Raw genomic sequence first — 14,823 nt, 5'->3', positions numbered from 1 at the left:
TGTTTATTGAAAAAATATTTATTCATGCGCCCTTGGAAATACAAAAATAAATTTACCTTCGCTAACACAACAATAAACAATTATGAGCGACAAGGATATCCAAAGATTGAAAGAGTTGGCCGAAAAAAAGTTGGCTAACGGTATTTCCAAGGAGGAAGCTCTGCGTTCATTACAACGTGCTGGCCATCTTGATAATAACGGCAACTTTACAGCTCCGTATCAGCATTTAGCGCAAGCGGTAGAGTTGTTGCAAAAAAGTAAGCTATCTTTTCATGTATGATGTCCGCCCTAACCTTGTAATAGGTTTCCACGGTTGTGATAAAACTACACGTGATGAATTAGTGAGTAATCCCAAAAGTATAAAAATCAGCGAAGAACCATACGACTGGCTGGGACATGGCTTCTACTTATGGGAGAATAATATTGAGAGAGCCATTCAATGGGCAAATGAAAAATTTAAGCGGGGTCTCATAAACGAGCCATCAGTGGTTGGCGCATGCAGAAATAACAAATAGTTATGTTTCTGATATAGAGAATAGAGGCTTCACAGATATTAAAATGTTTGATACGGTAAGGGGAGTATTTACCGAGGGTGGTCCCGCATTTACCGGAGCTGGTATCCTGGAAAAGAATCATATTCAGATCTGTGTCAGGAACTTAAACAGTATTATGGGTTTTTTTGTTCCAAGAACTGAAATCGACTTCGTTAAATGGAATATAAAAAAATATATTCCGACATTGCCGGCCGCTGTGAAAGCAACAGCATGAATAAAGTTCTGCTATCTGTTACCCATCACTTCCTTAACAAGCCGGCCGGTATCTTCATTAACCCGGTTTCGCTATCAAACCCTGGATTTCAAACGGCTCAAGGTCTCCTGCGAAATATTAAGATAAGAAGCCACCATTTTATTCGGCAGTCTCCTTACAATAACAGGATTTTGCTCAAGTAACTGGCGATAACGCTCTACTGCATCTAATGTAATGAACGACATCAAACGCCTTGTGTTATTGACATAAGCGCCTTCCAGATAACTCCTGTAAAACTTTTCCCACTGTGGTATGATACCTAGTAAATGGAAGAAATCCTTATGACTGATATAAAGCAGTTCCGTTGGTTCCACCGCCTGTATAAACTCGTCAGAGGGGTCACCTGTAATAAAACTCACTAATGCAGTGGCAAACTTGTTCTCAAACGCAAAATAACGGGTGGCATCCTGTCCGTCTTCATTGAGGAAGTATATCCGCAAACAACCTTTGCCAACGAAATAGGATCGTTGGCTGGTTTGTCCCTGTGTTAACAGGAGCTCATTTTTCTTTGCTTTCAAAGGCTTGAAGCAGGAGAGAATAGTTGTTAATTCTTCTTCACTGACCTTGATCTGTTCCCTGAGGTAATTAGTCAGCAGCTCGTGCATGCAATCGTATTTCCTGCGAAATTACGATTTTGCGGTGACCCTTTCAGCCAGTTTACGTGCATTGGGAATAATGATGAATGCTGCCAGATAAGCGACGGGAACCATGATGCTCCAGGCTTTCAGGAATTTGATGAACCAGTCTTCACCAAAACCATAGTTACGGATCAGGCCTACAAATGCCATGATCAGGGTCATGGGAATGACGACAAAGAGTGTGTTGATGTACTTGAAATGTTTCTGTTTCATTGTTGTTGTTTAAAATTATAACACTGCAAAGTTGGAATAGCCGCCGGGGTTAATATTTGATCTAAGTCAAAAAATTTGAATTCCCGCGTGAAAAAGGGTAAGTTTGATAATAAACCCTATAACTATGATCAGGTCCACTTTTAGGGTCCTTCTTTTTACACTGTTATTCCCTGTACTGGCATTCGCAGCAACTGATTCATTACCAGCAAAATATTTAAGTATTGGCGCGAAAAAGGCAGGTATCTGTTTCGGTAATTCACCTGTATTTACTGGTTTCAGATTTAATGGACTGAACAAAAATGTCAGACGATTAAACGGATGCGATCTTGCCCTGGTCAATGAGGACGGAAAAGGTGCGAGTAACGGTATTTCGGTTGCAGCCGGCGCTAATACACAGGAACGAAATAATGGCCTTGCAATAGGCGGACTTGTGAATGCCGTAGACCATGAGAATGGAGTCATGCTGGGACTTTTGTATAACGTGGGTAACAGGCTCAATGGGTTGGGCGCAGCTGTGTTTCTGGCCTGCGATACGGTGAATGGATTAGCCATAGGCGGAGAGGTGGGCAGACGCGGGACGGATACATCAGGCGAAATCAACGGTTTGGCGGTAGCTATCAGTGGCACGATAACCGGAACGATGAATGGAATAGCCGTATCTTTAGAGAACTTTTCTCATCAGCACAGGGGGCTTGCTATTGGCGCTTATAACAATACAAAACGATTAAACGGGGTGCAAATCGGATTTTACAATATTGCGTTGAATAATCCCAAAGGGTTCAGGCGCCTGCCGTTGATTAATATGCATTTCGGGAGACAACAGCGTTGATAAAAAATAAACCTATAATTATGCCCAGGTCCACTTTCTTAACCCTTCTTTTTGTGCTGTTGTTAGCCGCCCATGCATTCGCAGCAACTGATTCATTACCAGCAAAATATTTCAGTCTTGGCTTGAAAAAGGCAGGTATCTGTTTCGGTAATTCACCTGCTTATACCGGGATCAGGTTTAATGTGATGAACAGAAGGATCAGCACATTAAATGGGTTCGATTTTACATTGCTTGACGATGACCAGGAAGGAACGAGCAATGGCCTTTCAGTGGGTATTATTGCAAAAGCGCAGCATCGGAATAATGGTCTTTCCATTGGAGGGATCTTTAATGCTTCGGACATAGCAAACGGAATAATGGTGGGACCTCTTATCAGTGCAGTGGGTAGGTTGAATGGAATAGGAATTGGGAGTGTGTTGATTCCCGATACATTGAATGGATTGGTGGTTAATACAGTATTGCTGGACAGACATCTCGCTGATTCGGTGCAAAGCGTTATCAATGGGGTGGCGGTGTCCGTTTTCAGAATAGATGTTGGCAGGGTGAATGGAATAGCTGTTTCCATATATAATCGTGCTCAGGCCCACAAGGGGCTTTTTGTCGGTGCTGTTAACAGGACCTCCCGCTTGAAAGGTGTACAAATAGGATTATACAATGTGGCTTTAAATAATCCCAGGGGATTGAGACGATTACCCTTTATCAACATGCATCTTGGGAAATAATATAAATTAATAAAAGAAAAACCTATACCGATGTCCACTTCTTTAACGCTCTTTTTTATAGTGTTTTTCCCTGTATTGGCCTGCGCTGAAACTGATTCACTATCGTCAAAATATGTTAGCATTGGATTAAAAAAGGCAGGTATCTGTTTCGGTAATTCAACTGTTTATACCGGTTTCAGGTTTAACCTCATGAACAAAAGGGTGAGAACATTAAACGGATTCGATCTTAGCTTGCTGGATCTGGACGAGGATGATAATAGAACGAGTAATGGTGTTTCACTTGGTGTTATCTGTAAAATGCAGGCTCAGAATAATGGCCTTTCTATTGGAGGTCTTTTGAATGCTGCAGAGCGCCAGAACGGTGTAATGCTGGCGGCTATTATGGGTGGAGGAAGCAGGCTGAATGGAGTCGGGGTGATGGGAATGATGATGGCCGATACGGTGAACGGACTGGCAATCAGTGGCTGGTTAACGGGTAATAAATATATTGGAGGGGCTGGACAAAATGTCGTCAACGGGATGGCATTGACCCTGTTTGTTGCAGACATTGGTGAGGTAAGAGGGGTAGTGGTTGCTGCATGTAACCTGTCAGAGTCACATAAAGGACTTGCTGTTGGTGGCATCAACAGGACCTCCCGGTTAAGGGGCGTACAAATAGGGTTATTCAATGTGGCATTGAACAATCCCAGGGGATTAAGGAGACTACCTTTTATCAACATGCATCTGGGTAAGTAGGATAATACACCAGCCTGCTGGTATTCAAACAATGATCCCGTTCATATAACTGAAAAAAAGGGCGTGTCAGATAAGCAATGACACGCCCTTTTTTATGCTAATATCCCGGGTTCTGTGTAACCCGTGGATTACGGTCTATCACATCCTGGGGAATCGGATTGAGATACATCTTCGGAACGAATACATGCGGATGATTCAGCGGCACTGCTTCATACTTCCATACACCGCTGTTGTTTTCCGGAACGGTGTTCGAGATCTTCATGCCATGCCGGTCATGGATCAGCACTTGTTCTGCCATTTTCCAGCGGATGAGGTCATAGAAGCGTTTGTTCTCAAAACATAATTCCACCCGTCTTTCCTGCTGAATGGCGGTACGCATCTCGTCCTGGCTGAGTGATGCAGGCAAGGCCGGAAGACCGCCTCTTATACGTACCTGGTTAACGGCATCATATACACTGGCATCTGGTCCTACGGCTTCGTTCTGCGCTTCCGCATATCCCAGCAGCATCTCCGTATAACGGTAGTAAATGAAGTTCGCGCCGCTGATAGTGCCTCCACCAGGTCTTACCAATGGGTTTAGCCTTTTCTTGAAATAATAACCGGTATTGCTCACATCATCTGTTCCAAAGTCTATCTGGTTCTTCGACGGACGTACCTTGTCGATACGGGTATAGATCGTATCCTGTTTATCCATCCAGGTCATTTTATAAGGTGCGCCATCATACACGATCCACTGGTAGAACCTGGGTTCTCTTCCTACATAAGGATTTTGAGGATCGTAACCTGATGTGGGATCTTCAATACGCTTGCCATTGGCCATCCTGAACTGGTCTACCAGCTCCTGTGTGGGATTGTAATTGCCCCAGGTATAATAAGCGCCATTGATCCATACAGGACCACCATATTGTTCAAAGGATGATCCCATGGTAACAGCCACTACCTGGCGGTCCCACAGTACTTCACTGTTGTATTCATTGGCTTCATACCACAATGCGGAAAGGTCGGGAAACAATCCATAAGGATGCCCGTTACCATATTGATCGATGAATTGTTTGAGCGTAGCTGCAGCAGCAGCCCACCTGCCGGCATCAAACTGACCATAGCCTGCTACGTGATGCGGATCGGCCCCGGCCGCGGGTTGGGCAGCATTGAAGGCAGGACTGGCAGCATATAGCTGTACCCATCCTTTTAAGGCCAATGCAGCGCCTAAGGTGGCACGGCCGGCATCTGCGTCTCCGTGGTTGTATTTGGTGGACAGATTGCCATTGCGCACCACCGTATCGAGATCGCTGACAATGAAGTCTACCGTTTCAGCAAATGTGCTGCGGGGATAATAAAGCTGGCTGCTATCGCCATTGCTGCGGTCAGGTACACTGGTAATAATGGGAAGCCCACCCAGGTGCATCCAGAGTTCACTATAAAAGAAAGCCCGCAGGAAACGCGCTTCGTCCAGGCGTTTCTTCCGCCATGTTTCGGAAAAATTAGCCGCATAGGTATTCACCTTCGCAATAAATGTATTGCATTTCCTCACCGCTGTGAAAATAGCGGGCCAGTTAGTGAGATCTCCGGATCCGGTAATGCCGCCCCATACTGTATAGTCTGTGCCGGCAGGCGATACGATGCCCTGCTTCCAGTTGTAGGAGGTGTAGTAAAAACCGGCATCATTATCATCAGTAAAATTGTCCAGGTTCTCCGGCTGATTCCAGTAATTGGGCAAGGCGCCATAAACGTCGTTGAGAAAGATGTCGGCATTTCCTTCCGACGACCACTGGATGTCATCCGTCAGTTTTGTTTTGTCCGTATTCTCCAGGAAGTCTTTGGTACAGGAGAGGAACGGCAGCAATATGATGAGCAGTATGCAATATGTTATACGTTTCATAGTAAATCCTGTTAAACGTGATCTAAAAAGTTACATTCAGTCCGGCTACATATACCTTCTGATTAGGATAAGCCACCTCGCCGTCAGTATAGCCTACTTCAGGGTCCATAAAATTCAGCTTGCTGATGGTGAACACATTCTGTCCTGATACATACACCCGTACTGCCTGCATCTTCCAGCGCTGCGTCAGCTGCCCGGGCAAGGTATAGCCCAGCACTGCTGTTTTCAGGCGGAGTAAGGAAGTACTGGCCATCCAGAAATCGGAGGTCTGTGTATTGTTGGCGTAAGGCGACTGGTTAGCCCTCGGATATTTTGCGTCCTGGTGATTGGGCGTCCAGCGGTTGTTGTAATATTCGTACGCTGAGTTACTGTTGTTGTTGTTGAAAGGGATGGTCTGGAAACCCGCTATGTTAAAGCTGGACATGGCAGAGCCCTGGAAGAATAAGCTGAGCTCCAGTCCTTTCCAGGACGCCGTCGGCGTGAAACCATAGGTGATCAGGGGATAGGTGGGATTGCCGATATGTGTTTCATCATTGGCATCGATCTTTCCGTCCGGTTTCCCATCCGGGCCACTGAGGTCAGCATACTTAATATCGCCCGGATGCAGGTTACCGAACTGTATAACATTATAGCCATCTGCAGGATTGATAACACCATCGTTGTTTTTATCGTCAGCAGTAGTGAACAGCCCAAGCGCATGATAGCCGAATGGTGTGCCCAGTGCCCTGCCTGTACGGCTCCTGTTGGGGTTGTTGCGTGTAGCAGATGTCTCAAATATCTGCAGCATCTTGTTACGTGCATAGCTGAAGTTACCGCTGATGCCCAGGCGAAGGCCGTTGGCAAATTGATGTGTTGTACCGGCGGTGATCTCTATACCATGGTTTTGCATGATGCCCTCGTTCTCGTCAGAAAGACTGAGGCCGTATTCGATCGGTATTGTTACAGCAGGAGGCAGCAGCATACCGGTCCTTCTCTCACGGAAGTAATCCACTTCCAGGTCCAGTAATCCATTCCAAAGCGAGGCTTCAAAGCCTACATCTGTTTTGGTAGAGATCTCCCAGGTGATGTTCCTGTTGGCTTCGCGGGGAACGAAGGAGCCCTGCACCATGGAGCCATTGCCCCAGGCATAGGCATTGCCGTACAGGGAGTATCCCTGCAGGTACTGGAAGGAAGTACCTGCCAGGTTACCCGATTTACCCCAGGATCCTCTTAATTTCAGATAATTGATAAAGGGCAGCCGCTGCATGAAACTTTCGCCGGTCATCACCCAACCGAGAGATACGGCAGGGAAATATCCCCAGCGCTTGCCAGGAGCAAAATAGTAGTGGCCATCGTAACGGCCGGATGCTTCTACCAGGTATTTATTGGCATAACTATAACCTACGCGGTATACGAAACCGATCTGGCTACCGGTGGAAGAGGAGCCGCTGTTATCAAAATCATTCTTGTTAGAGCTACCCATACTGAGCTCGTCGATGTTTACTCCGAAATTGTTCCTGCGGGCAGAAAAGGCGCTCGAATCGCTGTCGCGCGCTTCTGCCACCACCAGGCCGGTGATGTCATGTTTACCGAATGTGCGCTTGTAATTCAGGTATCCCTGGTAAGTGTAGGTGCGCTGCTGTGCATATTCCTGGTTCAGCCAGGTATAGGAGGCCGCGTTACCTTCGGAAGTGGATACCTGCCTGGTATAAGTATAGGGCGTTGTAGAAAGGTTCTGTGAGTAGAAGTAGAACGGTGTATGCCAGCCTTTGCGGGTAGTCTGCATAGGGTCAAAACTGAAGCTACCCTTGATACTCAATCCGGGTATAAAGGGGAGTTCCTGGTTTACCGCAATGGTGGACAGCATCGTGCTCTTATTGTCCCGCTGGTACCCCGCTTTCAGGATGCCGATGGGAGAGTTACCTGCAAATTCACCCCAGAGGCCATTGCTGTAACGCAGGTTGGCGATGGGAATGAATTTGTAGCCACTGCGGAACAGTATGTTGACCGTGGTGGCAGCATCCACTGTACGCGTCTGCTGGACGGCGCCCAGCAGCGATATGTTGACAGTAGTGGTTTTTGTAGCCTGTACATCCAGGTTGACTGCATAGTCATAGCGTTGATATTTCACCGGGTCGAACATCCCTGCCTGGTTCAGGTAGCCCAGTGACACAAAATATTTCATGTAAGGGGAGCCGCCACTCATTTGCAGGGTGTAATTCTGCATGGGCGCATGCATGCGTACAAGATCTTTGGTATTGCTGATAGGATATTTGTCGGGATCTTTCGCATTCAGCTCCCCGTACTGATCGATGAGCGTCTGGGCGTATGGCAATTGCGTACCTGTCGGATTCTCATTCAGGTAGGCTTCGTTGTGCAGGCGCATATAATCCTGTGCATTCAGCATCTCAGGATAATAAGTGGGTGTCTGTACGCCGTAATACGCGTTGAGCGATAACTGGGGCGGGCCGTTTACACCCTTTTTTGTCGTGATGAGCAGTACCCCGTTGGCGCCGCCCAGGCCATAAGGCGCTACGGCAGCAGCGTCTTTCAGCACTGTTACGGAAGCAATGGAGCTGGCGGGTATTTCATTGATGTTATTGCGGATGATACCATCTACCACGATGAGCGCTCCGTTGTTGCCCGTAGTAGCGATACCGCGTATATGAATATCAGGATTATCCGCTCCCGGCCTGCCGCCATTCGGGCGCATACTCACGCCGGCCACTCTTCCTGCCAATGAATTGGAAATATTGGGCACTGTCGATTTAGCCAGCTCTTTGCCACCTACTGATGATATGGCCGCAGTAGAAGACACTTTTTTCTGTGTACCATAGCCGATCACCAGTACTTCATTCAGTCCGGCGGCGCTTTCGGTCAGCGTGATCTCCAGCGTGTGGCGGCCGCCGAGGGCAATTTCCTGCGACTGGTAGCCCATGTAGCTGATCTCCAGGATGGCTTTATCGGGTTCCGGCACCGGCAGTTGAAAGGTACCGTCTTCTTTGGATACCGTACCGCTGGTACCGCCTTTAATTTTGATCGTAACACCGGCAAGGAATTCTCCTTTGGTGTTCCTGACAATACCTTTCAGGACAGCCGCCTGCTGCGTGGAACGGGAACCCGCTGCATACCATGCATGCGCCGTTGCCCGGCTGCTGATCAGTAATATAAGCAACAGGAGTGGGCACAGTCCCTTGCACAGAGGGGCGCCCCATTTGTTTGGTTTCATATGTTTTTCATTAAACGATGGAAGAATACATGCCGGTGCCCTGGGTTGTACCCGGAATGTGTTTTCAGGTCAGGAAATGTACCAATAGGGCTTTTCCTGCATAACATGGAATTAGTTGTGTAGCAATGTTCAGGTCATAACAGTGTTTTCTTTGGTTGATGAACGATAATAAAATAACTGGTAATCAATATCCGGTGGATTGTTTATATACAGAATATATTGGGCTTCGCTTTCTCTCGTGGGTTATCTTCCTTGCCGGGTCATTGTTGTCTTTACAGGTTAAACCGGATAAAGAGTGTTGAAATGACAATATAAATTAAGTAAAAAAAATTGATAAGAGCATCCTAGTCCGCCGGGTATTTTTACGGTATAAGATGCTCTTATCAGGGGTCAGGTTACTATTTAATTAGATAGTTGCTTTTCAGGGATCAATCATCATCCTCATCTTCGCCTTCTTTCTTCACCAGGTTCACAAAAGCAGCCCGTTTTGGAGCAGGAAAAGGCGTGCCTTTCAGTCCGCTCCACAATACGGTGTTGAACTCCAGGTCGGGCACATTATCTTCCTTAGTAAGATCAAAATGTTCGGAACGGCGCTGCCATTCATTTACCGCCACATTCTTTTCCCGGAGGTCTACCTGTGCGGCTACCGACCGGAAAGGTGCATGACGGGCATCTGCTGAGAAACAATTCCACATAGGAGTGGCAGCAGCGTCGTACTGGCTCATGGGAGGGATACCGAGTATCAGTTCCATTGTGCGGAGCATGGAGGTGGTGGAATACATCGTGTGATCCACATATCCCTGTTTCACAAAACCGCCTGCTACATAGGCAGTGCTGCGGTGGGCATCTACATGGTCCGCGCCATTCTGTGCATCGTCTTCTATGATGAAGACCGCGCTTTCCTGCCAGATAGAGCTTTTACTGAGGTGTTCTATGAACAGGCCTACCGCCAGGTCATTATCGGCTACATGCGCCAGCGGCGACAGCTTGCCTTTACGCAGTCCCTCGGTATGGTCGTTGCCCATGCGAACGGTGTTAAAACGCGGTACCTGGCCGATGGACAGCAGGGAATCAAATTCCCTTTTCCACTGGTAGAAACGGGTGGTATCATAAGTGTTCATGTCCCAGCCGGTATAGTACGGACAGTAATGATCTTTCAGCACCGGGATATTAGGTTTGGAATTATCTGCAAATTCTCCATATGTACGGTAGCTGATACCTGCACGTTTACAATGGTCCCAGATGAACCCCTTAGGCGCATTGGCGATAGCCCGGTTGCCTTCTGAGTCGTAAGTGCCGCCACGGCCGCCATAGCTGGTAGGCCATGTTTTCTCCAGGTAATCGGTAGCATACCCCGCCATACTCCAGTTATGACCATCTGCGCTTACTTCCGCATCTACATAGAAATTGTCCAGCAATACAAATTCCCTGGCCAGCCTATGCTGATTAGGCGTGATCCGCTCCCCGAAAAGTACGAGGCTGGAATCGCCATTGCCTTCTTTCATATCGCCCAGCACCTGGTCGTAAGTGCGGTTTTCCTTAATGACATAGAACACATATTTGATAGGGGAGGACGCGCCGGTTTTCATGGGAATAGGATTGCCCGCTTCGCCGGCTGTAACCTTTTCTTTCTCTTTGGTATATGGTGTGTTTTTGTAGACCTGTTGTGAATAGATGGTCAGTTGCTGATCTGTTGGTTCCTGGATGATGCTCATCGTGCCTTTGAACAGTCCTGCGATATACTGTACTTCCTTCGGCCGGTTACTGTCTCCTGCCTGGTACGCTACATCCTCCTTTTTCCGCAAGGGATTAGGGCCGAATGGATTCGCCATAGACGAAAAGCCCTTGCCATTGGCTACATATATCTTCCTGCCGATCACTTTTACGTTGGTCGGGTACCATCCTACCGGAATGAAGCCTTTGCTCTTGCTGGCGCCTGGTGTACTGACGTCGAATACAGACAGGCAGTTGTTGTCCGCATTGGCGATATAGATCGTTTTGCCGTTCTCGCTCAGCGCCAGGGCATTGGTGGTGGAACCATTAGGGGCGTCAGGATAGAGCGCTGTATTCAGCGTTTCTATGACCGCATTTTTGGCGAGGTCTATCACTGATACGGAATTGTCGTTGGCATTGGCAACAAAGAGATATTTACCATTCTTCGACAGGCACAGATCATTGGGATTGTCGCCCACTTTGATCTCCCCGCTGAAGGCATGCAGCCTGGTATCGAACACCAGCACTTTATCACATCCCCAGCAGGTGATATACAGCAGTTTTTTATCGCGGGACAATAAGCAGTTATATCCTTCTCCACCCAGCGGCAATTGTTTTACAATGTGCTTTGTAGCAAGATCTATCACATACAGGGAATTGTTTTCCTTCGTCAGCACATACATCAGTTTCCGGCTGTCATCTATCTCAATACCGGAGGGAGAGATCTTTTCAGGCCATTTGGGCCCAAGGATAATACTATCCTTTAGCAATAGCTTGCCCATCTGCACAGCGTATTGCAGAATGCGGTTATCATTTCCGCCGGAAGCATACAGGTTGTTGCCATCGAGGCTGAACTTTAATCCGAACCAGCTTTTCGGGATCACTACTGCATCTGTTACCTGCTGTGACTTTACGTCAATGAGCTGTATGCTCTGAACGCTTTGCCCGTTGTTGGTAACCGCCATGTATTTCTTTGAAGATGACACGGCAATGTTCAGGGGAAGATCTCCCAGTTGTAAATGTTCACCTACAGGTGTCAGCGTCCAGCCATTGGGAAGATGAACAGCGCTGGCTTCCAGTTGAGCCGCTGTTTGCGCAAAGGTGAGTGTGACGTCCAACAACGCAATTAAAAAAGCAACAATAGTCCTCATAGTTTCCAGTTATAAACCAGCAAGTTTGTAAAAATCGATATGGCGGTATGTTAAGTTACTGTTATCCTTCGGGATGGCCTATTTATACAGGTGCTGATCTTTGATATAGTCTATGCCATGCTGTTTGAGGTAATTAATACCATACTCGCTCAGGAAGTCGAATAAGGGCGATAAGGACCTGCCCGTTGGCGTAATATTATACTGCACCCGGTAAGGCTTCAGGGAAAGTACTTTCTTTTCGATAAGCTGATCTCTTTCCAGTTCCTTTAGTTGCTGTACCAGCATCTTTTCTGAAATGCCCGGTAAATTATCCCTTATCTCACTGAAGCCTCTGTCGCTGAAAATATTGAGATGGGAAAGGATCAGTATCTTCCATTTGCCGCCGATAAAGCTCAGCGTTACATCAACAGGACAGGTGTATGTTTTGTTATGTAGTTTGATCATTGGCGTATAAATTCAGATGATAAAAACTGTTGTTGCCGGGCTTACTTTTTGGTAAGTTATTGCCGGATCCGTTAAAATGTGGCAACTTGGGGCCATGAAAATGCTATCCCATCTTATCGCCATTTGTTGCCTGTTTATAATGGCTCCATCCTTTGCACAAACTAAGAAAAAAAATATGGAAGACAACAAAGACTACAGCGTTGAAATTATCAGGTACAATATTTCTGCATCCGATCATGCTGCGTTTGAGAAGGCTTATCTTGATGCAGGGAATTTGCTGGAGGCATCTCCTTATTGTAAGGGGTATAACATTATCAAGGGGAGTGATGAACCGGATCATTACATCGTCACCATCTACTGGACATCAGAAGAAGATCATCTGCAAAAGTTCCGTAAAAGTGAGCAGTTTGCAGGATTTTTTCAGCTTGTTAAACCATTTTATAGTAATATCGCTGAGATGAAACATTATCATCCACCACTGGTGAACTGGAAAAGATAATAAGTAAGGAAGCTATATGAATACTATACCCACCTTGTATGAATGGGCCGGAGGAATGCCCGTATTTGAAAAACTGACAGACCGCTTTTATGCAAAGGTATTACAGGACGAGCTGCTGGAACCTGTGTTCAGGCATATGTCCAAAGAGCACCAGCTGCATGTGGCCCACTTTATTGCAGAAGTGTTTGGTGGTCCTGCATTTTACAGCACCCATGAAGGAAGCCATTTCCGCATGATACAAAAACACATTGGCAAACACCTGACTGAACAACATCGTAAGCAATGGGTGAAACTGTTGGTTGAAACGGCGGATGAGCTGGGACTGCCCGAAGATCCTGAATTCAGGTCTGCCTTTATGGCCTACCTGGAATGGGGCACCCGCCTGGCAGTAATGAACTCCAATCTGGCTGATATCAATATGAATACAGATGAGCCTATGCCTAAGTGGGGCTGGGGAGTGCCCGGCGGCCCTTACCAGCCTTAAAAAGGCGGTACATTATACGTTTCTTCTTTTCAGTTTGATAATTGTACGGAGTTGTTCATGCCAGCTGATAATATTGCCTATCAGGAAATATTCCTTGAGGTCTCTTTTAATACTTTTTCGCATGACCTTTTTCACTACGTCCTTATCCACTTCACCCACTTCATTTACGTGGGTAAGTAATTCCATTGACAGTAAGGCTAATAATGCACCTATCAGGAACAGGAAGTTCCACTGATGGAGAGATACCAGGCGACCTACCTTGGTAATACCGGGAGCACTCCATTGTGCAGTGATCAGCAGGCTCCTGCTGCTGAAATAGTCAGCCAGTATACCACCCACCAATGGGCCTAATGAGGAAAAGAAGGCGGTGATGATATTCTTTACTGACAGATACACAATGGCATCTTCCCGGGGCGCCAGTTTCAATCCTATATTGGTAAGTGAGAGGTTAATACCTGCGGTGGAAATACCTGTGAATATATGAATGCCTGCAAGCAATACCAGGTTAATATAGAGATTGGTGTAGATCCCCACAAAACACCATGCAATGATACATACAATGTAGATAGGGGCGCTCAGTGCTATAATGGTTTTATTGCTGTACCGGTCGGCAAAGGTGCCCCACACGCGTATGGTCATAATACTTGACAGCTGGCTGATGATAGAAAGAATAATGATATAGGAAATAGGCAGCCCCATCGCTTTCATCATAAATACGGTAAAGAAGGGAGTTGCTATGTTCAATGCAAATACCCAGGCGGAGTTAAATGTCAGCAATCTGCGGAAATTCTTATCTTTTAAAGGCTGCTTAAATAAGGAAAGGATATTTGCGCTGGATAGATATGATTGAGGCTCCGGCGCCCATGACAATACATATCCTCCGATGGTGCCCACGATGCCTGCAATGATGAAGAAAATAGCATATACCCGCAGCTCAAATTCCGGATACCTGCTTTTGACAAAGTCCAGCAATACGGCCAGTACAATACTTAATACCACATCCAGTATTTGGTTATATCGGCTGCGCCGGGAGAAGTAATCGCCCAGCATATTTTCCGGAATGAGGTCTTTCATCCAGGAGTTCCAGGCAGGACCGGCAATAGATCCGAACAGGTAGTAAAAGAAAAGGAAGAAAATAAGAACGCTGATGGAGCTGCCGGCAAACCAGATGGCGCTGAGGCCGATACAAACCAGGGGAAACCTGGCCAGGAAAGCGCAGAACACAGCAATGGCCCGCCGGTTGTTAAACTTGCGGACAAGCCCTATTGATATGAGTTGAAAAATATTGGTAAATGTCGGCAATGCTGCCAGTATCCCGATCTGAACATTATTGGCGCCCATCAGGAGCGCCATCGCCACGAGGAAGGCGCTACCGGTAAAAGTAGTCATCATTTCCGAAGCAAGCCCGTCCCATATCACTACATTCATTCCCCTTCGGACTTCACTCTCCGTTAGTACTTCTTTCGGTTTTAAATTCATAAGTCCGCTGTTAAAGTTTCAG

General features: G+C 46.7%; 14 protein-coding genes. 7 read left to right on the top strand and 7 right to left on the bottom strand.

Translation table 11 applies throughout. From position 1 onward, the window contains the following. Window positions 1-82: 82 nt before the first annotated feature. Entirely contained in the window at window positions 83-280 is a 198-nt protein-coding gene (locus MYF79_RS26690) for a hypothetical protein (RefSeq protein ID WP_247810943.1), read from the top strand. A 209-nt stretch (window positions 281-489) separates the two neighbouring features. After that, window positions 490-768: a hypothetical protein gene (locus MYF79_RS26685; RefSeq protein WP_247810942.1), complete on the top strand. Its 279-nt coding sequence runs from the start codon at window positions 490-492 to the stop codon at window positions 766-768. A 74-nt stretch (window positions 769-842) separates the two neighbouring features. On the opposite strand, the gene MYF79_RS26680 is transcribed toward MYF79_RS26685, so the two are convergent. Together MYF79_RS26680 and MYF79_RS26675 are read right to left on the bottom strand one after the other, a co-directional pair. Then, window positions 843-1,412, bottom strand: a complete 570-nt coding sequence (locus tag MYF79_RS26680) for a Crp/Fnr family transcriptional regulator (protein WP_247810941.1) — start codon at window positions 1,410-1,412, stop codon at window positions 843-845. 21 nt (window positions 1,413-1,433) lie between these two features. After that, complete coding sequence (locus MYF79_RS26675) at window positions 1,434-1,658, bottom strand: DUF2798 domain-containing protein (protein ID WP_247810940.1); 225 nt, start codon at window positions 1,656-1,658, stop codon at window positions 1,434-1,436. 124 nt (window positions 1,659-1,782) lie between these two features. Between MYF79_RS26675 and MYF79_RS26670 the strand changes: the two genes are divergently transcribed. Genes MYF79_RS26670 through MYF79_RS26660 form a run of 3 tightly spaced genes read left to right on the top strand, consistent with a single transcriptional unit; the run spans window position 1,783 to window position 3,944 of the window. Next, the gene (locus tag MYF79_RS26670; RefSeq protein WP_247810939.1) at window positions 1,783-2,487 is read left to right on the top strand and encodes a hypothetical protein; all 705 of its coding nucleotides are present in this window, start codon (window positions 1,783-1,785) and stop codon (window positions 2,485-2,487) included. A gap of 20 nt (window positions 2,488-2,507) precedes the next feature. Further along, window positions 2,508-3,209 (top strand): LA_2272 family surface repeat-containing protein, encoded by a 702-nt coding sequence (locus tag MYF79_RS26665; RefSeq protein ID WP_247810938.1) that lies wholly within the window; start codon window positions 2,508-2,510, stop codon window positions 3,207-3,209. Window positions 3,210-3,239: 30 nt separating this feature from the next. Further along, window positions 3,240-3,944: a hypothetical protein gene (locus MYF79_RS26660; protein WP_247810937.1), complete on the top strand. Its 705-nt coding sequence runs from the start codon at window positions 3,240-3,242 to the stop codon at window positions 3,942-3,944. Window positions 3,945-4,041: 97 nt separating this feature from the next. On the opposite strand, the gene MYF79_RS26655 is transcribed toward MYF79_RS26660, so the two are convergent. From MYF79_RS26655 to MYF79_RS26640, 4 genes are all read right to left on the bottom strand, one after another. Beyond that, window positions 4,042-5,823 (bottom strand): RagB/SusD family nutrient uptake outer membrane protein, encoded by a 1,782-nt coding sequence (locus MYF79_RS26655; RefSeq protein WP_247810936.1) that lies wholly within the window; start codon window positions 5,821-5,823, stop codon window positions 4,042-4,044. Window positions 5,824-5,845: 22 nt separating this feature from the next. Then, complete coding sequence (locus MYF79_RS26650; protein ID WP_247810935.1) at window positions 5,846-9,031, bottom strand: SusC/RagA family TonB-linked outer membrane protein; 3,186 nt, start codon at window positions 9,029-9,031, stop codon at window positions 5,846-5,848. 428 nt (window positions 9,032-9,459) lie between these two features. Next, window positions 9,460-11,895, bottom strand: coding sequence for a bifunctional YncE family protein/alkaline phosphatase family protein (locus tag MYF79_RS26645; protein ID WP_247810934.1), 2,436 nt, complete (start codon window positions 11,893-11,895; stop codon window positions 9,460-9,462). Between the two features lie 78 nt (window positions 11,896-11,973). Further along, a complete protein-coding gene (locus MYF79_RS26640) occupies window positions 11,974-12,339 on the bottom strand; it encodes a winged helix-turn-helix transcriptional regulator (RefSeq protein ID WP_247810933.1) in 366 nt (121 codons plus the stop codon). Between the two features lie 175 nt (window positions 12,340-12,514). Here MYF79_RS26640 and MYF79_RS26635 point away from each other — a divergent pair, with 175 nt between their 5' ends. Both MYF79_RS26635 and MYF79_RS26630 read left to right on the top strand, forming a co-directional pair. After that, a complete protein-coding gene (locus tag MYF79_RS26635) occupies window positions 12,515-12,838 on the top strand; it encodes an antibiotic biosynthesis monooxygenase family protein (protein WP_247810932.1) in 324 nt (107 codons plus the stop codon). A gap of 16 nt (window positions 12,839-12,854) precedes the next feature. Beyond that, window positions 12,855-13,322, top strand: a complete 468-nt coding sequence (locus MYF79_RS26630; protein WP_247810931.1) for a group II truncated hemoglobin — start codon at window positions 12,855-12,857, stop codon at window positions 13,320-13,322. Window positions 13,323-13,334: 12 nt separating this feature from the next. On the opposite strand, the gene MYF79_RS26625 is transcribed toward MYF79_RS26630, so the two are convergent. Next, window positions 13,335-14,801, bottom strand: a complete 1,467-nt coding sequence (locus MYF79_RS26625) for an MFS transporter (protein ID WP_247810930.1) — start codon at window positions 14,799-14,801, stop codon at window positions 13,335-13,337. Window positions 14,802-14,823 lie beyond the last annotated feature (22 nt).

This window comes from Chitinophaga filiformis (assembly GCF_023100805.1).
GTDB lineage: Bacteria > Bacteroidota > Bacteroidia > Chitinophagales > Chitinophagaceae > Chitinophaga > Chitinophaga filiformis_B.
The sequence above is the reverse complement of the archived record's forward strand: the minus strand, read 5'-3'. Positions and strand labels throughout refer to the sequence as shown.